This is a genomic window from Streptomyces sp. 8N114, assembly GCF_052245835.1.
Classification (GTDB): Bacteria; Actinomycetota; Actinomycetes; order Streptomycetales; family Streptomycetaceae; genus Streptomyces.
This window is the reverse complement of record NZ_JBQQBT010000019.1, coordinates 120884-139984: the sequence shown is the minus strand read 5'-3', so window position 1 is coordinate 139984 and position 19101 is coordinate 120884. Positions and strand designations below refer to the sequence as shown.

General features: G+C 69.5%; 10 protein-coding genes, 1 tRNA gene and 1 rRNA gene. 11 read left to right on the top strand and 1 reads right to left on the bottom strand.

Features of this window, described 5'->3' with window-relative positions; all coding sequences use genetic code 11:
- Positions 1–9: 9 nt before the first annotated feature.
- From rrf to ACTWQF_RS28745, 3 genes are all read left to right on the top strand, one after another.
- Positions 10–126: ribosomal RNA gene (gene rrf, locus ACTWQF_RS28755) — 5S ribosomal RNA — on the top strand.
- 98 nt (positions 127–224) lie between these two features.
- Positions 225–929, top strand: coding sequence for a DegT/DnrJ/EryC1/StrS family aminotransferase (locus ACTWQF_RS28750; RefSeq protein ID WP_443282614.1), 705 nt, complete (start codon positions 225–227; stop codon positions 927–929).
- A gap of 71 nt (positions 930–1000) precedes the next feature.
- Positions 1001–1076: transfer RNA gene (locus ACTWQF_RS28745), tRNA-Thr, on the top strand.
- 80 nt (positions 1077–1156) lie between these two features.
- On the opposite strand, the gene ACTWQF_RS28740 is transcribed toward ACTWQF_RS28745, so the two are convergent.
- Positions 1157–3778 carry a SpoIIE family protein phosphatase gene (locus ACTWQF_RS28740; RefSeq protein ID WP_443282613.1) on the bottom strand — a complete coding sequence of 874 codons (2622 nt, stop codon included), beginning with the start codon at positions 3776–3778 and terminating at the stop codon, positions 1157–1159.
- Positions 3779–4239: 461 nt separating this feature from the next.
- Between ACTWQF_RS28740 and ACTWQF_RS28735 the strand changes: the two genes are divergently transcribed.
- The 8 genes from ACTWQF_RS28735 to ACTWQF_RS28700 all read left to right on the top strand — a co-directional run bounded on the left by ACTWQF_RS28735 (position 4240) and on the right by ACTWQF_RS28700 (position 18656).
- Positions 4240–9924 (top strand): HAMP domain-containing protein, encoded by a 5685-nt coding sequence (locus ACTWQF_RS28735; protein WP_443282612.1) that lies wholly within the window; start codon positions 4240–4242, stop codon positions 9922–9924.
- A gap of 248 nt (positions 9925–10172) precedes the next feature.
- Complete coding sequence (locus tag ACTWQF_RS28730; protein ID WP_443282611.1) at positions 10173–10868, top strand: response regulator; 696 nt, start codon at positions 10173–10175, stop codon at positions 10866–10868.
- A 190-nt stretch (positions 10869–11058) separates the two neighbouring features.
- Positions 11059–13878 carry a DNA translocase FtsK gene (locus ACTWQF_RS28725; RefSeq protein ID WP_443282610.1) on the top strand — a complete coding sequence of 940 codons (2820 nt, stop codon included), beginning with the start codon at positions 11059–11061 and terminating at the stop codon, positions 13876–13878.
- A 313-nt stretch (positions 13879–14191) separates the two neighbouring features.
- Positions 14192–14995, top strand: a complete 804-nt coding sequence (locus tag ACTWQF_RS28720; protein WP_443282609.1) for a helix-turn-helix domain-containing protein — start codon at positions 14192–14194, stop codon at positions 14993–14995.
- Positions 14996–15114: 119 nt separating this feature from the next.
- Positions 15115–16737 carry a 30S ribosomal protein S12 methylthiotransferase RimO gene (gene rimO / locus ACTWQF_RS28715; RefSeq protein WP_443282608.1) on the top strand — a complete coding sequence of 541 codons (1623 nt, stop codon included), beginning with the start codon at positions 15115–15117 and terminating at the stop codon, positions 16735–16737.
- Positions 16734–17561 (top strand): CDP-diacylglycerol--glycerol-3-phosphate 3-phosphatidyltransferase, encoded by an 828-nt coding sequence (gene pgsA / locus ACTWQF_RS28710; protein WP_443282607.1) that lies wholly within the window; start codon positions 16734–16736, stop codon positions 17559–17561. The genes rimO and pgsA overlap by 4 nt, the downstream gene beginning before the upstream one ends.
- Complete coding sequence (locus ACTWQF_RS28705; protein ID WP_443282623.1) at positions 17558–18145, top strand: CinA family protein; 588 nt, start codon at positions 17558–17560, stop codon at positions 18143–18145. Before pgsA ends, ACTWQF_RS28705 begins: the two co-directional genes overlap by 4 nt.
- Positions 18146–18275: 130 nt before the next feature.
- Positions 18276–18656, top strand: a complete 381-nt coding sequence (locus tag ACTWQF_RS28700) for a helix-turn-helix domain-containing protein (protein WP_443245279.1) — start codon at positions 18276–18278, stop codon at positions 18654–18656.
- Positions 18657–19101: the final 445 nt, after the last annotated feature.

Genomic DNA, 19101 nt, shown 5'->3' with positions numbered 1-19101 from the left:
TCGCCGTGTTTCGGTGGTCATAGCGTGAGGGAAACGCCCGGTTACATTCCGAACCCGGAAGCTAAGCCTTACAGCGCCGATGGTACTGCATGCGGGAGCGTGTGGGAGAGTAGGACACCGCCGAACTAACTTTGCAAGTCGTGGTCCCTGGACGTCAGTCCAGGGACCACGACTCTTTTGTATGCGGACACCGGCAGTTCACATTGCGTGGACATGATCCGACCATGGGGACAACACAGTTGACCGCAGCGGGCGTCGGTGCAGGTGACGAGGTCGTGGTGCCGTCGTTCGGCGGGGCCGACGTCGCGCAGGCCGTACGAGAGCTCGGAGCGCGGCCTGTCTTTGCCGACATCGATGCCGACACCTATTGCCTGGATCCCGCGTCTGTGGCACATGCGGTGACTTCGCGGACCGCAGCCATCGTTCCGGTTCATCTCTTCGGTCACGCCGCGGATGTGAACGGCCTGCGCGGGCTGGGCGCGGAGCATGACGTACCTGTCGTCGAGTGGGAGCCACTGCCTCGTACGGACGCGATCGACGCGGTCCGGCGGCGCCAGTACGCCACGTACCTGGGGCGCCGTCTCAGGGGTGTCGTCGTGCCGACGGCCGGAGACGGAGATGAGCACGCCTTCACGGCGTATGTCGTGCGAGTGCTCGGGAACGGGCGGCCCGACCGCGACGCCTTTCGGAGGGCGCTGCGGATGAGGGGCCTTGAGTGTGAGGTTCCGGTGCGGGTGCCGGCTCACCGGCTGCCGGAGTTCGCGCAGTACACGGAATACGCGCCGACTGTGCCGCTGCCGGAAGCGGAGCGGGCTGCTGACGAGTGCTTGTCGCTTCCACTGAGTGCTGCCATGACGAAGAAGGACCTGCACCGCGTGGTGTCGGCATGCAACGGGCTCGGAGGGCTGTTGCGGGAGCGCGCCAGCTGAGCGTGGTGGGGCGGCCCAGCGCCAGTTCGATCCAGTGCCGTGGATCGGGTAAGATCTCTTTCGCTGACCGCGCCCCAATAGCTCAGTCGGCAGAGCGTCTCCATGGTAAGGAGAAGGTCAACGGTTCGATTCCGTTTTGGGGCTCCATACAAGCGAGTTGAAGGCCCCCGCCGTATGGCGGGGGCCTTCTTCGTTTGGTGTTCCGCTGTATGCGTTATCCCGAGCTTCTACTCCGGGACCCGCATCGCCAGGATGGCCATGTCGTCAGAGGGGGCGTCGGTGGCGAAGCGTTCGACAGCGCGCATGATGCGGGCTGCCACCGCACCGGCGTTGAGGCCCGTGCAGGTGCCGAGGACGTCGGCCAGGCCGTCGTCGCCGAGCATGCGGGTGCCCTCACGGCGTTCTGTCACGCCGTCCGTCACGCACAGCAGTACGTCGCCCGGGTCGAGGGAGACGGTCTGCTCGTACAGTTCCAGGTCCTCCATGACGCCGAGCAGGGGCTGGGGGTCGGCGGCGGGTTCCACGCTGCCGTCCTGGCGGAGGCGCAGCGGCAGGGGGTGGCCCGCGCAGACGACCTTCAGCTCGGCGCTGCCGTCCTCCTGGGGACGCATCTCGCCGTAGAGGAGGGTGAGGAAGCGGCTGCGCGCCCCCTCGTCCAGGATGGCGGTGTTGAGGCGTTCCAGTACGGCCGGTCCGCCGAGGCCCTCGCGGGCGAGCAGGCGGAGCGCGTGCCGGGCGAGGCCGGTGACTGCTGCTGCTTCAGGGCCCGTACCGCAGACGTCGCCGATGGCGAAGCCGTAGACACCTTCGCGGATCTCGAAGAGGTCGTAGAAGTCGCCGCCGACCTCGTTGCCCTCGCCCGCGGCGCGGTAGATGACCTCACGCTCGATCCCGCCTGTGATGTCGGGCAGTTCGGGCGGCAGGAGGCTGCGCTGGAGGGACTGGCTGATGGCGGTGCGCTCGGAGTAGAGGCGCGCGTTGTCCAGGGCGAGCGCGGCGCGGCGGGAGAGGTCCTCGGCCAGTTCCAGGATCTCCTGCCGGAACCGCTCGTCGGTGGGCTTGCCCAGGGTCAGCATGCCGATGACGCGGTTGCGCGCCACCAGAGGCAGTACGACGGTCTCGCCGCCGACGGCCGCCGCGGTGGCCAGGCTTGTGCCGGGGGAGAGTTGGTGGTTCTCGCCGTCCAGCGAGACGTTGCGCAGCGAGGTGCGCAATGCGGCCGAGTGCGCGGCCTCGGTGGGCGCCGTCCAGACGCGTGCTCCGGGCGTGGGGACGGGCTCGGGCGGGTCGACCTTGGCGAGCAGCGCCTTGAGGTTGTCGATGCGGTCCTCGTCCTCGTGCAGTACGTACGAGAGCTTGGGGTCCGAGCCCTGGTCGGCGACGGTGTAGACGGCGCACCAGGTGGCAAGCGTGGGGACCGTCATCTGGGCCATCAGGGCGAGCGTCTGGTCGCGGTCGAGGGTGCCGGCGAGCAGGTCGGAGGCTTCGACGAGGAAGGAGAGCGAGCCGCGTCGCAGCCGTTCCAGTTCGGTGAGGCGGGCGCGCTCCACGGCGAGTGCGATGCGGTCGGCGGCGAACTGGAGGCGCAGGGCTTCCTCGTTCGTGTAGCGGCCGGGCGCCTCAGTGGCGACGCCGAGGGAGCCGGTGAGCCGACCCTCGACCTTGAGCGGGACGGTGACAACGGAGCGCATGCCCGTGCCGTCCAGGAGCGGCACGGCGCCGGGTACGACGGTGAGGTCCTCGTGCACCGAAGGCATCCGGGCCGAGCCGTACCGGCCGCTGCCGGTCTCGACGGGGACGCGGGCGAACCGCTGGCGGGCCGAGGGGAGACCTGTGGAGGCGCGGACCTCCAGTTCGGTCTCGTCGTCGGTGGCCAGCAGCAGATAGGCGGAGTCGCCGTCGAGCATGTCCCTGGCGCGTTCGACGGTGCGCTGGAGAAGGCCGTCGAGGTCGTCGGGGGCCGGGGAGCCGATGAAGACCTCGAAGGGGTCGGCGGCGGACTGCTCCTGGGAGTCGCCAGCGGTGCCGGTGTTGTCGTGGGAGTGCACGCGGGGCGGCGACTGGAGCACGGCGCGCTCGTGCTCCCGTACCAGCAGGCAGACCGTGGAGGGCTCGCCGTCGCTGTCCCGTACCCGAAGGTGGGAGGCGTAGACGGGGATGGTGCGGCCGTCCGAGCCGCGCATGCCGTAGGAGCCCTCCCAGCGGGAGAGGCGCAGCGCCTCGGCGACGCCGGTGCCGGTACCGGGGGTGTGGGGCCAGGCGGCGAGGTCGGTGAGGGGTTTGCCGACGACCTGTTCCGCCGGGTAGTCGAACAGCTCCGTGGCGTCCTCGTTCCAGGCGCTGATCGAGCCGCTGCGGTCCACCTGGATGACGGCTACCCGGACGCGGGTGTCGGTGACCGGCAGTGCGGTGTCCGGGAGCGCCGGGCCTGCCGTACGGGTGCCGACGGGGCGCTCGGGGAGGTCGAGACGGAACCAGACGCGCTTGTCGGCCGCCGTGTAGTCGACGCCCCAGCGGGTGGCCAGTGCCGAGGCCAGCAGCAGCCCGCGGCCCCCTTCGCGGTCGGGGCTGGCGGGCTGCGGGTTGACTTCTTGGAGGGGCAGCTCGCGCTCGGGGTAGCGGTCGATGACCTCGATGCGGACGCCGTCCTCGTCACGCAGGCACAGCACCTCGGCAGCCGTGCCGGCGTGCACCACGGCATTGGTGACCAGCTCGCTGGTCAGGACGACGGCGTCGTCGACGATGTCGGACAGGCCCCAGCCCTGGAGGGTGTCGCGTACGAAGCCGCGCGCGGTGGCGACGGACCGGCCCACCGGCTCGAAGGTGGCGGCGGCTCGTGCGGTGATCACTTGTCTCCCCATGGATGTCCTGTCGGCCAGGCGCACTCCTGTGCGCTGTGCGGTCAGGGCCGTAACGGTCCCCGCCTCGTCGTTCGGGCCTTGTTGTGAGCCCACGGCGCTCGGGGGGACCCCGGTCGGGAGCCCCCCGCGCTCGGCGCTCTGCTCTTGCGTCACCGCAGCGCCCCTCCGTCGCCCTTCGTACTCACACCGCTGCCCCCTGCGAAGCCCCTACCCAATCGGACCCGGTCGGGCACCCCGCCGACATGGGGGTGAACGGACAGCCGGGTGCCAGGTTACTTACGTATCCACGGCGAGTGGCTGCCGGATGCGGGTGATTTCCCTCCGGGCCCGCGAACGCAGTGCGATATGCCATGCTGCCGAACTGTTATCGCCGGGTTCGGGCAGGGTGAAACACTGGGAAGGCTCGGAGTACAAGGGCCCGGGCAGGAAGGTCGACCGCAGGAGGGGCAGTGGAGTCTGGCACAACCGCGCGTAGCGCCAACACGCGCGTGAAGGGCGGACGGTCCCGGAAGAGCGGGACGATCGAGGTGGACGCCGCCGCCGTCAACAAGCTCCTGGCTGGGCTGACGGCGATGCGGGACGGCAATTTCCGCAAGCGGCTCACCGTGACCGGTGAGGGCCCGATGGCCGAGATCGCCGCGGTCTTCAACGAGGTCGCGGACCAGAATCTGCATCTGACGGGCGAGCTGTCCCGGGTGCGGCGGGTGGTGGGCCGTGAGGGAAAACTCACAGAGCGGTTGCAGACCGGTACCTGTGAGGGCTCCTGGGCGTCGGCGATCGATGCGGCGAACGCGTTGGTGGACGACCTGGTGTGGCCCGTCTCCGAGGTGGGGAGGGTGCTGTCGGCCGTCGCCGACGGTGATCTGGAGCAGCGCATGGATCTGCGCTCGCGCGGGGCCGAGGGCGGCGGGCATCCGCTGCGCGGGGAGTTCCTGAAGGTCGGCCGTACGGTCAACGGGCTGGTGGACCAGCTGTCGGCGTTCACGGACGAGGTGACGAGAGTCGCCAGCGAAGTCGGCACCGAGGGCAAGCTGGGCGGCCAGGCGCGGGTGCGCGGAATGTCCGGTTCCTGGAAGGATCTGACCGATTCCGTCAACACCATGGCGTCGCGGCTGACGGCCCAGGTGCGGGACATCGCGCTGGTGACGACGGCGGTGGCCAAGGGCGACCTGTCACGCAAGGTGACCGTTCATGTCGCCGGTGAAATGCTGGAGCTGAAGAACACCGTCAACACGATGGTCGACCAGCTTTCCTCCTTCCAGTCCGAGGTCACCCGGGTCGCCCGCGAGGTCGGCACCGAGGGTGAGCTGGGCGGCCAGGCGCGGGTGCAGGGCGTCGCGGGCGTGTGGAAGGACCTGACGGACTCCGTCAACCTGATGGCGGGAAATCTGACCTCCCAGGTGCGCGAGATCGCCCAGGTGACCACGGCGGTCGCGAACGGCGACCTGTCGCAGAAGATCACCGTGAACGCGCGGGGCGAGGTGGCGCAGCTCGCCGAGACGATCAACGCGATGACGGACACGCTGCGCACGCTCGCGGACGAGGTCACGCGGGCCGCCAGCGAGGTCGGTACGGACGGTGTGCTGGGCGGCCAGGCGGTCGTCCCGGGCGCTGCCGGGATCTGGAAGGATCTGACCGATTCGGTCAACTCCGCTTTCCGGAATCTGACCGCTCAGGTGCGGGACATCGCTCAGGTGACGACGGCGGTGGCGAACGGTGATCTGTCGCAGAAGGTCACCGTGGATGTCTCCGGCGAGATGCAGGAGTTGAAGAACACCGTCAACACGATGGTGGACCAGCTCTCCGCGTTCGGCGCGGAGGTGACCCGCGTCGCCCGGGAGATCGGCGTCGAGGGTGAGCTGGGCGGCCAGGCGGCAGTGCCGGGCGCGGCCGGCACCTGGAAGGATCTGACCGATTCGGTCAACACCGCCTTCCGCAACCTGACGGGCCAGGTGCGCAACATCGCTCAGGTGACGACGGCGGTGGCGAACGGTGATCTGTCGCAGAAGGTCACCGTGGATGTCTCCGGCGAGATGCTTCAGCTGAAGAACACGGTCAACACGATGGTGGACCAGCTGTCGTCCTTCGCCGAGCAGGTGACCCGGATGGCCCGGGACGTGGGCACAGAAGGCCGACTGGGCGGTCAGGCGCGGGTGGACGGCGTCTCGGGTACCTGGAAGGACCTGACGAACTCCGTCAACTTCATGGCCAACAACCTGACTTCTCAGGTGCGGCAGATCGCTCAGGTGACGACGGCGGTCGCGCGCGGTGATCTGTCGCAGAAGATCGAGGTCGATGCCCGGGGCGAGATCCTGGAGCTGAAGAACACCATCAACACGATGGTCGACCAGCTCTCCGCCTTCGCCGACCAGGTCACGCGAGTGGCCCGGGAAGTCGGTACGGAGGGCCGGCTGGGCGGTCAGGCCCAGGTGCCGGGCGTCGCGGGTGTGTGGCGAGATCTGACTGATTCCGTGAACGGTATGGCGGGCAACCTGACCAGCCAGGTGCGCAACATCTCGCAGGTGGCGACCGCGGTCGCGCGCGGTGATCTCTCGCAGAAGATCGACGTGGACGCCCGGGGCGAGATCCTGGAGCTGAAGACCACGCTGAACACGATGGTCGACCAGCTGTCGTCGTTCGCCGAGGAGGTCACGCGGGTCGCCCGTGAGGTCGGCACTGAGGGCATGCTGGGCGGTCAGGCAGAGGTCAAGGGCGTCTCGGGCACCTGGAAAGACCTCACCCAGTCCGTGAACTTCATGGCGAACAACCTGACTTCGCAGGTCCGCAACATCGCCGAGGTGACGACGGCTGTCGCACAGGGCGATCTGTCCAAGAAGATCACCGTCGACGCCAAGGGCGAGGTGCTCGCCCTGGTGACGACCGTCAACACCATGGTGGACACGCTCTCGTCGTTCGCCGAGCAGGTGACCCGGGTGGCCCGTGAGGTGGGCACCGAGGGCATCCTCGGCGGTCAGGCGCGGGTGCGTGATGTGTCGGGTATCTGGAAGGACCTGACCGACAACGTCAACATCATGGCCAACAACCTGACCAGCCAGGTGCGGAACATCTCGCAGGTCGCCACCGCGGTCGCGGGCGGCGACCTGACCAAGAAGGTCACCGTCGAGGCCAGTGGCGAAGTGGCGCAGCTCGCGGACACCGTCAACACGATGGTCACGACGCTCTCGTCGTTCGCGGAGCAGGTGACCCGGGTGGCCCGTGAGGTGGGCACCGACGGCGTGCTGGGCGGTCAGGCGCGCGTGCAGGGCGTCGCGGGTACGTGGAAGGACCTGACGGAGTCCGTGAACTCCATGGCGTCCAATCTGACCGGCCAGGTGCGGCAGATCGCCATGGTCACCACCGCAATCGCCAAGGGTGATCTGACCAAGAAGATCGACATCGAGGCCAACGGCGAGATCCTCCAGCTGAAGACGACCATCAACACGATGGTCGACCAGCTGTCGTCGTTCGCCGAGCAGGTGACCCGGGTGGCCCGCGAAGTGGGCACCGAGGGCCAGTTGGGCGGTCAGGCGCGCGTGCCGGGCGTCGCCGGTACGTGGAAGGACCTGACCGACTCCGTCAACGAGATGGCGGGCAACCTCACCCGTCAGGTGCGGGCGATCGCCGAGGTCGCCACCGCGGTGACCCGCGGCGACCACAACGTCCACATCGACGTGGAGGCGGCCGGGGAGATCCTGGAGCTTCAGGGCTACATCAACACGATGATCGCGAACCTGCGCGACACCACCCAGGCCAACCAGGAGCAGGACTGGCTCAAGGGCAACCTGGCGCGGATCTCCGGACTGATGCAGGGCCGCCGCGACCTGCGGGACGTGGCCGGGCTCATCATGAGTGAGCTGACGCCGGTGGTCTCCGCACAGCATGGCGCGTTCTTCATCTCGCTGCCGGAGGGCACCCCCGAGGGTGCGGTGGGCGTCGGCGCGGGGCCCGGCGAGGACGGCTCGTACGAGCTGCGGATGCTGGGCAGTTACGGCTACTGCACCGACAGCATGCCCACCTCCTTCCTGCCCGGCGAGTCCCTGGTCGGGACGGCCGCGAAGGAGAAGCGCACCATCGAGATGGGCAATGTGCCGCCCGGCTATCTGAAGATCGCCTCGGGGCTGGGTGAGGCGCCGCCCGCGCATCTGGTGGTGCTCCCCGTCATCTTCGAGGGCACGGTGCTCGGCGTGATCGAGCTGGCATCCTTCCAGCCGTTCGGGCAGATCCAGCGGGACTTCCTCAACCAGATCGCCGAGATGATCGCGACGAGCGTCAACACCATCAGCGTCAATATGCGTACGGAACGGCTGCTGGAGCAGTCGCAGGAGCTGACGGCGCAGCTGAAGGAGCGCTCGGGGGAGCTGGAGAGCCGGCAGAAGGCACTCCAGGAGTCCAACGCGGCGCTGGAGGAGAAGGCCGAACAGCTCGCCCAGACCAACAGCGACATCGAGATCAAGAACCGGGAGATCGAGGAAGCGCGGCAGGTGCTGGAGGAGCGTGCCGAGCAGCTGTCCGTCTCGATGCGTTACAAGTCCGAGTTCCTGGCCAACATGTCGCACGAGTTGCGTACGCCGCTCAACTCGCTGCTGATCCTGGCCAAGCTGCTGGCGGACAACGCGGAGAACAACCTGTCGCCCAAACAGGTCGAGTTCGCCGAGACGATCCACGGAGCGGGCTCCGACCTGTTGCAGCTGATCAACGACATCCTCGATCTGTCGAAGGTCGAGGCGGGCAAGATGGACGTCAGCCCGACGCGGATCGCACTGGTGCAACTGGTCGACTATGTGGAGGCCACTTTCCGGCCGCTGACGGTGGAGAAGGGGCTGGATTTCTCGGTGAGTGTCTCGCCGGAACTGCCGGCCACGCTGCACACCGACGAGCAGCGGCTGCTGCAGGTGCTGCGCAACCTGCTGTCGAACGCTGTCAAGTTCACCGACAGCGGCGCCGTCGAGCTGGTGATCCGCTCGGCCCGTTCGGATGTGCCCGACGCGATCCGCGAGCAGATGCTGGAGCACGGCTCGCTGCGGGACCCGGACGCCGACCTGATCGCGTTCTCGGTGACGGACACCGGTATCGGTATCGCGCAGAGCAAGATGCGCGTCATCTTCGAGGCGTTCAAGCAGGCGGACGGCACCACCTCGCGCAAGTACGGCGGCACGGGCCTGGGGCTGTCCATCAGCCGGGAGATCGCCCGGCTGCTGGGCGGCGAGATCTACGCGGTCAGCGAGCCGGGCCGTGGCTCGACCTTCACTCTCTATCTGCCGCTGCATCCCACGGAGCTGCCGCCGCAGGGTTACGGGCAGCTCGCCTCCGGCAGCAGCCCGCTGGCCCTCCCGGAGGCGCGTACGGCCGCGGCGGCGGCCCGGGCCGCCGAGCACGACGAGGAGGCGGCGCAGGCGGCACCCGGCGAGGGCGGCGAGACGCCCCCGGAGGCCGTCGAGCAGACCGCGGAGGAGGCGGCGCACTCACTGGCCGACCGGCGGCGGCTGCGGGACGCCAGCGGACAGGCGCAGCCCGAACTGCCCCCGGAGGCCCGCCCGTCGTCCCCGAGTGCCGAGAACGGCGCAGGGGCGGTCAACGGGGCCGTCAACGGGGCAGGGCCATGGGGCAACGGGGCGACGCCGCGAGCTGCCGCGCCCGATGGGCAGCAGGGAGGGGCCGCGGCCGACACCGCCGGCGGGACCGCCCAGGCGCCCGGACTGGGAGCGGCCACCCAGAGTGACCAGGCGCCGTCCCCCGCAGCGGGAGGAACCGGCGATCTGGCCGGCCGGAAGGTGCTCATCGTCGACGACGACATCCGCAATGTCTTCGCGCTCACCAGCGTGCTGGAGCAGCACGGACTGCAGGTGCTCTACGCCGAGAACGGCCGGGAGGGCATCGAGGTGCTCGAACAGCACGACGACGCGGCCGTGGTCCTGATGGACATCATGATGCCGGAGATGGACGGTTACGCGACGACGGCGGCCATCCGTAAGATGCCGCAGTTCGCCGGGCTGCCGATCATCGCGCTGACCGCCAAGGCGATGAAGGGCGACCGGGAGAAGAGCATCGAGGCCGGTGCTTCCGACTACGTCACCAAGCCGGTGGACACTGATCATCTGCTGGATGTCATGAGGCGGTGGATGGATGGCGGGTGAATATGACACCGTGTCGATGAGGGCCACATGTTGACTCAGTGTGGTCAAGTGCGTGTGGAAACACGGTAAAGCGGGAACCTTTTGGTCCCCTGGGGCGTTTCTGCTACGTGCACAGTGACATCTCGGTGACAGGGTGTGGCGGACCGCAGGGTGCGGCTACCATGACCGGCACAAGGACGGGCGGCGGCGACAGGAAGCCGCTCCCAGGGGCGGCGTCCGAAAGGCTGCCGGGGCGAGGAGGACGGGCCATGGTGCAGAAGGCCAAGATCCTCCTGGTCGATGACCGGCCGGAGAATCTGCTGGCGCTGGAGGCCATTCTCTCCGCGCTCGATCAGACGCTGGTACGGGCATCGTCAGGGGAGGAAGCGCTCAAAGCGCTGCTGACCGACGACTTCGCGGTCATTCTGCTGGATGTCCAGATGCCGGGGATGGACGGTTTCGAGACGGCGGCCCATATCAAGCGCCGCGAGCGCACCCGCGACATCCCGATCATCTTCCTCACGGCCATCAACCACGGTCCGCACCACACCTTCCGCGGCTATGCGGCCGGTGCGGTCGACTACATCTCCAAGCCGTTCGACCCCTGGGTGCTGCGGGCGAAGGTCTCGGTCTTCGTCGACCTGTACATGAAGAACGTTCAGCTGCGCGAGCAGGCGTCGCTGCTGCGGCTCCAGTTGGAGGGCAACGGCGAGCGGCGTTCCGGCACTGCCGAGGACGGCGACGACGAGGCTCAGGGCCTGCTGGTCGAGCTCTCGGCGCGGCTGGCAGCCGTCGAGGAGCAGGCCGAGGCGCTCACCAAGCAGCTGGGCGACTCGGCTGACGCAGCGACAGCCGCGACCGCCGCACATCTGGAGCGCAAACTGGCCGGGCTGCGCAGCGCACTTGACGCGCTGGGGCCGGGCGCCGACGGAGACCCCTCGCCCCAGGTTCCCTCCCAGAACTGACCGGTTCCTTCCGCAGGCGACGGCCGCTTCCTTCCGCGGCCGACGGGTTCGTCCCGGAACTCACAAGCTCCTCCCGGAACTGACGCCGGGTCCGGCCCGAGCTGCCTCCAGCTCCGGAATCGGGCCCGGTGCATGTGTGGTGCCCCGGGCATCCGTGCCTCGGGTGCCCGGCACAGGTAACCTCACACCTATGGCCTCACGCGCGTCGGGAACAGGAAAGGCTGCCAAGAAAGCACCCGCGAAAAAGGCTGCCCCGAAAGCCGCGAAGGCGGCCCCGGCGAAGAAGACGCCGCCCAAGAAGGCACCCGCCAAGAAGACCGCGGCCAAGGGCGGCAAGGGCAACGGCAAGGCCAAGGCGGCGCCGTCGCCCACCAGTGGCGTCCTCAAGGTGCTGAAGGCGTGCTGGCTCGGTCTCGCCCACGCCGTCGGTGCTCTCTTCCGCGGTATAGGACGCAGCGGCAAGGCGCTGGACCCGGCCCATCGCAAGGACGGCCTGGCGCTGCTGCTGCTCGGGATCGCGCTGATCGTCGCGGCGGGCACCTGGTCCAACCTCCAGGGCCCGGTCGGTGATCTGGTGGAGATGCTGGTGACCGGCGCGTTCGGCAGGCTCGACCTGCTGGTGCCGATACTGCTCGCCGTCATCTCCGTGCGGCTGATCCGCCATCCGGAGAAGCCCGAGGCCAACGGCCGTATCGTGATCGGGCTTTCGGCACTCCTCATCGGCGTGCTGGGGCTCGTCCACATCGGCTGCGGTGCACCCGGCAGGGGCGAGGGCGACGACGCGCTGCGGGACGCGGGCGGTCTGATCGGCTGGGGGGTCTCCCGGCCGCTGATCGTCACCATGGGCGAGATGCTGGCTGTGGCGCTGCTGGCGCTCGTCACCGTCTTCGGGCTGCTGGTCGTGACGGCCACCCCGGTCAACGCCATCCCGCAGCGGCTGCGGGCCGCCGGGGTCCGGCTCGGCATCGTCCAGCCGGTGGCCGGCTACGACTACGACACCGAGCCGGACGACGAGGACCAACCGGCTTCCGCGCGGCGTGCGCACAACATGCGCAAGGAACAGATCGCACCCGCGCTCGCCGAGAAGGAAGCGCTCGACCGCCGTCGGCGCTCCGGCCGCCAGGGCAGGCGGGGTGCCGGGACGCAGGAGCCGCTGCCCGAGGACGGCGTGGTGGTCAGCGCGAGCGCGGGCGAGACCGAGCGGACGCTGGACGCCGTCGATGTGGCCGCCGCTGCCGCCGCCTCGCTGGACGGCGCCGTGGTCAACGGCATCCAGCCCTCTCCGGTGGTGGCCGATCTGACCAGTTCGGTCGCCAAGTCCCGCGGCAGGAAGCGCCGGGGCGGGGACGCGGAGCCCTCCGTGCCGGGTGCCCGGGGCGACGGCGGCCGGCACGGCGCCCAGGCCGGCCACGCCCAGTACGCCGACCCGGCGGGCAACGACGTCACCGAGCAGACCCCCGTGCCGGACCTGACCAGGGCGCCGGCGGCGCCGGAGCCCGCCGACCTCCCCCCGCGTGCCGAACAGCTCCAGCTGGCCGGGGACATCACCTACGCGCTGCCGTCGCTGGACCTGCTGGAGCGCGGCGGCCCGGGGCGCTCCCGCAGCGCCGCCAACGACCAGGTGGTGCGATCGCTGACCACCGTCTTCACCGAGTTCAAGGTGGACGCCGCGGTCACCGGCTTCACCCGCGGCCCGACCGTCACCCGCTACGAGGTCGAGTTGGGCCCGGGCGTGAAGGTCGAGAAGATCACGGCGCTGGCCAAGAACATCGCCTACGCCGTCGCCAGCCCCGATGTGCGCATCATCAACCCGATCCCCGGCAAGTCCGCGGTGGGCATCGAGATCCCCAACAGCGACCGGGAGATGGTCAATCTCGGCGATGTGCTGCGCTCCGCCGAGGCCGCGGGCGAGGAGCATCCGCTGCTGGTCGGGCTCGGCAAGGACGTCGAGGGCGGTTATGTCTCGGCCAACCTGGCGAAGATGCCGCACATCCTGGTCGCGGGGTCCACCGGCTCGGGTAAGTCCTCCTGCATCAACTGCCTCATCACTTCGGTGATGGCCCGGGCCACGCCGGAGGATGTCCGGATGGTGCTCGTGGACCCCAAGCGGGTCGAGCTGACCGCCTACGAGGGCATTCCGCACCTGATCACGCCGATCATCACCAACCCGAAGAAGGCCGCCGAGGCGCTGCAGTGGGTCGTCCGCGAGATGGACCTGCGCTACGACGACCTGGCGGCGTTCGGATTCCGCCATATCGACGACTTCAACGACGCGGTGCGCTCCGGACGGGTCCAGGCGCCGGAGGGCAGCGAGCGGGAGCTGACGCCGTACCCCTATCTGCTGGTGATCGTGGACGAGCTGGCGGACCTGATGATGGTGGCTCCGCGCGACGTGGAGGACGCGATCGTACGGATCACCCAGCTGGCGCGGGCCGCAGGCATCCATCTGGTGCTGGCCACACAGCGGCCCTCGGTCGACGTCGTCACCGGTCTCATCAAGGCCAACGTCCCCTCCCGGCTCGGTTTCTCCACCTCCTCCCTGGCCGACAGCCGCGTGATCCTCGACCAGGGCGGCGCCGAGAAGCTCATCGGCAAGGGCGACGGGCTGTTCCTGCCGATGGGCGCCAGCAAGCCGATCCGGATGCAGGGCGCCTACGTCAACGAGCGCGAGATCCAAGCGGTCGTCGAGCACTGCAAGGGGCAGATGACGCCCGTCTTCCGGGAGGACGTCACCGTTGGCGAGGGCAAGAAGAAGGAGATCGACGAGGAGATCGGCGACGACATGGATCTGCTCTGCCAGGCGGCGGAGCTGGTCGTCTCCACGCAGTTCGGCTCCACCTCGATGCTCCAGCGCAAGCTGCGGGTGGGCTTCGCCAAGGCAGGGCGGCTGATGGACCTGATGGAGTCGCGGGGTGTGGTGGGCCCGAGCGAGGGCTCCAAGGCGCGCGACGTACTGGTCAAGCCCGACGAGCTGGACGAGGTGCTCGCGGCCATCAGAGGCGACGAGTAGCCCTCGCGGCACCGAGCGGATCCCGCGGCACTGAGCGGACCCCGCAGCGCTGGTGACACCCGCTGCGCGGGCGGCACGCTCACTCGAAAGGGCGAGCGAGGCAACCGTTTCCGTGGTCTGTACGTCAAGTTGAGGGAAGGGACGGCTAAGGCGTCGGCGCACCCGGTTCGCGCGGGCGCCCACCCGGCGCAGCTCGGTCATACGTACGCCATACATATGGCGTACAAAGTTGCTCCGCCCGCTTGCCCCACCCTTTTGCCTCGCCCCTAGACTGAACCTCCAGCAGGTGGCTACACGCTCGAAAGGCGCCCCCGTGTCCATCGGCAACTCCCCCGAAGAGGACCGGCCTCCGGTCGGTCGAGCCCTCCAGCAGGCCCGTATCGACGCACGGTTGACCGTGGAAGAGATCAGTACCTCCACGCGGGTGCGAGCCCCGATCGTGCAGGCGATCGAGCAGGACGACTACTCCCGGTGCGGTGGGGACGTGTACGCGCGCGGCCATATCCGCACTCTGGCGCGCGCTGTCGGACTCGACGGTGACGCCCTGGTCGCGCAGTACGACGAGGAGCACGGCGGCCGTCCCGAGCCGACCCCGCCCGCCACGCTGTTCGAGGCGGAGCGCATCCGCGCCGAGCCGCGCAGGCCCAACTGGACCGCTGCCATGGTCGCCGCCATCGTCGTGGTGATCGGTTTCGTCGGCTTCACTCTCGTCAGCGGTGGCGGCGGGGACTCCGGCAAGCAGGCCGCCGAGGAGGCACCGTCCCCGGCCCCGTCCAAGGGAGCCTCCGACAAGCCGTCCCCCTCCAGGACGAGCGACCCCAAGCCCTCCGAGAGCGCCATCGCAGGGGCACCCGCCGACAAGGTCACCGTGCGGATGACCGCGGAGAAGGGCAACAGCTGGGTGTCCGCCAAGGACCACAACGGGCGGCTGGTCCACGAAGGAGTGCTCAAGGAGGGCCGCTCCAAAACCCTCACCGACGACAAGCGGCTCGACCTGGTGCTGGGCAACGCGGGCGGCGTGAAGCTGTACGTCAACGGCAAGCAGGTCAAGCACGCGGGCGAGGTCGGCCAGGTGCAGCGCCTCAGCTACACCCGCGGCGACCCGGAGGCCGGCTGACCAGCTGTCGGCCATCCCTGACCGACCGGCCCACGGTGACGCAGCTCGCCGGGGCCGGTGAGCTGCGCGGTCGCAACCTGGCGGCGGGTGGTGCTTACGGGACGAAGTAGGCTGAGCCCATGCCCGATCGCCGTACCGTCGCCCTTGTCACTCTCGGCTGCGCACGTAACGAGGTGGACTCGGAGGAGCTCGCAGGCCGCCTGGCGGCGGATGGCTGGGATCTCGTCGAGGACGCCGCAGAAGCCGATGTCGCCGTCGTCAACACCTGTGGTTTCGTCGAAGCCGCCAAGAAGGACTCCGTCGACGCGCTGCTGGAGGCGAACGACCTCAAGAGTGCGGCCCGTCAGGGCGAGGGCAGAACCCAGGCTGTGGTGGCCGTCGGCTGCATGGCCGAGCGGTACGGCAAGGAGCTCGCCGACGCGCTGCCGGAGGCGGACGGAGTCCTCGGGTTCGACGACTACGCGGATATCTCCGACCGGCTCCAGACCATCCTGAGCGGCGGCGTGCACGCGCCGCACGTCCCGCGCGACCGGCGCAAGCTGCTGCCTGTGAGCCCCGCCGAGCGCCAGGGCGCCGCCGTCGCGCTGCCCGGGCACGGTGCATCCGAGCCGGCCGGGGCTGCTGCGGCCGATGCGGTCGAGGCGGCCGAGTCCGCGCCCGCGGACCTGCCCGAAGGGGTCGCGCCTGCCTCGGGGCCGCGTGCGCCACTGCGGCGGCGGCTGGGCAGCAGCCCCGTCGCCTCTGTCAAGCTTGCCTCCGGCTGCGACCGGCGCTGCACCTTCTGCGCCATCCCCTCCTTCCGCGGCTCCTTCATCTCCCGCCGGCCCGCGGACGTGCTCACCGAGACCCGGTGGCTGGCCGAGCAGGGCGTGCGGGAGATCATGCTCGTCTCGGAGAACAACACCTCCTACGGCAAGGACCTGGGCGACATCCGGCTGCTGGAGACGCTGCTGCCCGAGCTGGCGGCCGTCGACGGCATCGAGCGGGTACGGGTGAGCTACCTGCAGCCCGCCGAGATGCGGCCGGGGCTGATCGACGTCCTGACCGGTACGGAGAAGGTTGCGCCGTACTTCGACCTGTCCTTCCAGCACTCGGCGCCGGGCGTGCTGCGCGCAATGCGGCGCTTCGGCGACACCGACCGTTTCCTCGGGCTGCTGGAGGAGATCCGCAAGCGGGCGCCCCAGGCGGGTGCGCGGTCGAACTTCATCGTCGGCTTCCCCGGGGAGACCGAGCAGGACCTGGCCGAACTTGAGCGGTTCCTGACCGAGGCCCGCCTCGACGCGATCGGTGTGTTCGGGTACTCGGACGAGGAGGGCACCGAGGCCGCCGGATACGCGGAGAAGGTGCCCGCCGACGAGGTCGCCGAGCGGCTCGCACACATCTCGCGGCTCGCCGAGGAGCTGACAGCCCAGCGCGCCGAGGATCGTGTGGGGGAGACCGTGCGGGTATTGGTCGAGGCGGTGGACGAGGAAGAGGGCCCCCTCGGGCGCGGTGCGCACCAGGCCCCGGAGACCGACGGTCAGGTGCGGCTGGAGCTGCCGGGGACGTCCGGTCCGGCGGCGGACGCGGGGCAGGACCTGGCGGTCGGCCGTATGGTCGAGGCGCGGGTGGTCGCTGCCGAGGGCGTTGACCTGGTCGCGGAGCCGCTCGTGGCGGCCGTTGCGGGGCAGGGCGCTGCGTCGGCCCCTCGCGCCGGCGTTGCCGGCGGGGCTCGCCAGGTCCGCGAGGAGGCGGGCAGATGACCGGAGTCCCGGCCTCCGCGGCACGGCATGGCACCGTCCCCAAGCCGAAGGCGGTGAGCACCGTACGCCCTGTGAGCCTGTGGAACATCGCGAACATCCTGACCATGGTGCGGCTGCTGCTGGTGCCGGGGTTCGTGCTGCTCATGCTGGCGGACGGCGGGCACGATCCGGCCTGGCGCTCGTTCGCCTGGGCGGCCTTCATCATCGCCATGATCACCGACCTGTTCGACGGGGAGCTGGCCCGTCGGTACAACCTCGTCACGGACTTCGGGAAGATCGCCGACCCCATCGCGGACAAGGCGATCATGGGCGCCGCGCTGATCTGTCTCTCCGCCCTCTCCGACCTGCCCTGGTGGGTCACCGGCGTGATCCTCTTCCGGGAGCTGGGCATCACGCTGCTGCGGTTCTGGGTGATCAGACACGGAGTGATTCCGGCCAGCCGTGGCGGCAAGATGAAGACGCTCGCTCAGGGCGTCGCCGTCGGCATGTACATCCTGGTGATGACCGGGCCGCTGGCGACCGCGCGGTGGTGGGTGATGGCGGTGGCCGTCGCTCTGACGGTCGTCACCGGCCTCGACTACGTACGGCAGGCCGTCGTGCTGCGCCGGGCCGGGCTGGCGGCCGAGGCCCCCGGAGCCGCTTCCTCCGCATCGAGGAGCGAAGGGGACGGTCCCAACAGCGCCGCAGCGGCCGACGGCGCCGACGAGGCAAACGGCAGCAACGCGGGGAACGGCAGTGCTGCGGGGAACCGCAGTAACGCCGGAAGCGTGGGGAACGAAGTAGACCCAGAAGGCGAGGGGAACGCGGGGGGTGAACGATCCTGACGGACGTGGATTCGCGGGCCGGCGGTGTGCTGGCACTGCTCACCGGGCGGAGCCAGACGCTCGCCGTCGCGGAGTCGCTGACCGGAGGGCTGCTCGCAGCTGAGATCACTGCCGTCCCCGGAGCCTCACGAGCCTTCCGCGGTTCCGTGACGGCATATGCGACCGCACTCAAGAGGGATGTACTCGACGTGGACGGGGCACTCCTTGAGGAGCGGGGCGCTGTCGACGCCGAGGTCGCGCTCCAGATGGCGCGGGGCGTACGTACCGCGCTCGGTGCCGACTGGGGCCTCGCGACGACGGGTGTGGCCGGTCCCGAGCCCCAGGACGGGCAGCCGGTCGGAACGGTCTACGTCGCCGTCGTCGGTCCCACGGCCGCGGCGGTGGTGGAGAAACTGCAGCTCGAGCGCAGCCGGAGCGGCGATCGAGCTGGCGAAACCGGTGAGGAAGCCGGGGAACGTGTGCGTGCCGGTATCCGTACGGAGAGTGTTCGAGGAGCGCTGGAGCTGCTCTACAAGGAACTGATCGAAAATGCTGGAGGGCAGGATAGGGAACAGGCCGGGGGGAATGGATGTTTGCAGCCCTGAGTGAACACGACATCGCTCCCCGCACGCCTGCGTGCCAAGGCGGTACGGTGGAGCCTGAAGGAGTCGGGGCCAACTGGCCGTCCCGATACAGGCTGTGGAAGACGCCGCGCGTTGAGAGGGAGGAGCACCGATGATTCTGCTCCGTCGCCTGTTGGGTGACGTGCTGCGTCGGCAGCGCCAACGTCAGGGTCGTACCCTGCGCGAAGTCTCTTCGTCCGCCAGGGTCTCGCTCGGATACCTCTCCGAGGTCGAGCGTGGCCAGAAGGAAGCCTCGTCCGAACTGCTCTCATCGATCTGTGATGCGCTCGATGTGCGGATGTCCGAGCTGATGCGAGAGGTCAGCGATGAGCTGGCGCTCGCGGAGCTGGCCGCGTCCGCGCAGAGCGACGCCGTGCCCGCGCCCATGCGGCCGGTGCTCAACCCGCTGTCCGTCACCTCGGTCACCGGAGTGCCCGAGGAGCGTGTCACGATCAAGGCGCCGACGGAGGCCGTGGACGTGGTCGCGGCCTGACCGCCGTGCGATCGTCCCAGGCCGTGCCTGCGCCGTGCCGCGTACCGCTTCGGTCGCGTGGCCTCCGGGCCGCGGAAGGCACGTGAGACGTGAACGAGCGCTTGAGACGTGAACGAGCGCTTGAAGCAGGAACGAGCGCATGAGACGTGAACGACAGGCCCCGCCGGACCGGCGGGGCCTTCGTGCGTTCGGAGGGCCGGACTTTCCTGAGGCCCCACTTTTGGCGGCGCAGGGGGCGTTGTTGCAGGCCGGGTGCGTGAGGGCTGTTCGTCGCACTGTGTGACCTACGTTCCGTGGTCGCGAGGTCGCCCGGAGTGCGGGACGATGGCGGTGTTCTCGACTTCGTCGACGGTCTCGCGTCCTTGCCGCGCGTGGCGTTGCCGCCCGGTCTGGACGGGCACCGTCGCGGGAGGTGGCGGCGTGCCGGGTGTGAGGCCCTTGCTGC

What these genes read in the sequence shown, in the direction of transcription:
- ACTWQF_RS28750 (WP_443282614.1), top strand. Translation starts at nt 225, where the DNA reads ATGGGGACAACACAGTTGACCGCAGCGGGCGTCGGTGCAGGTGACGAG.
- ACTWQF_RS28730 (WP_443282611.1), top strand. Translation starts at nt 10,173, where the DNA reads ATGGTGCAGAAGGCCAAGATCCTCCTGGTCGATGACCGGCCGGAGAAT.
- ACTWQF_RS28725 (WP_443282610.1), top strand. Translation starts at nt 11,059, where the DNA reads ATGGCCTCACGCGCGTCGGGAACAGGAAAGGCTGCCAAGAAAGCACCC.
- rimO (WP_443282608.1), top strand. Translation starts at nt 15,115, where the DNA reads ATGCCCGATCGCCGTACCGTCGCCCTTGTCACTCTCGGCTGCGCACGT.
- pgsA (WP_443282607.1), top strand. Translation starts at nt 16,734, where the DNA reads ATGACCGGAGTCCCGGCCTCCGCGGCACGGCATGGCACCGTCCCCAAG.
- ACTWQF_RS28700 (WP_443245279.1), top strand. Translation starts at nt 18,276, where the DNA reads ATGATTCTGCTCCGTCGCCTGTTGGGTGACGTGCTGCGTCGGCAGCGC.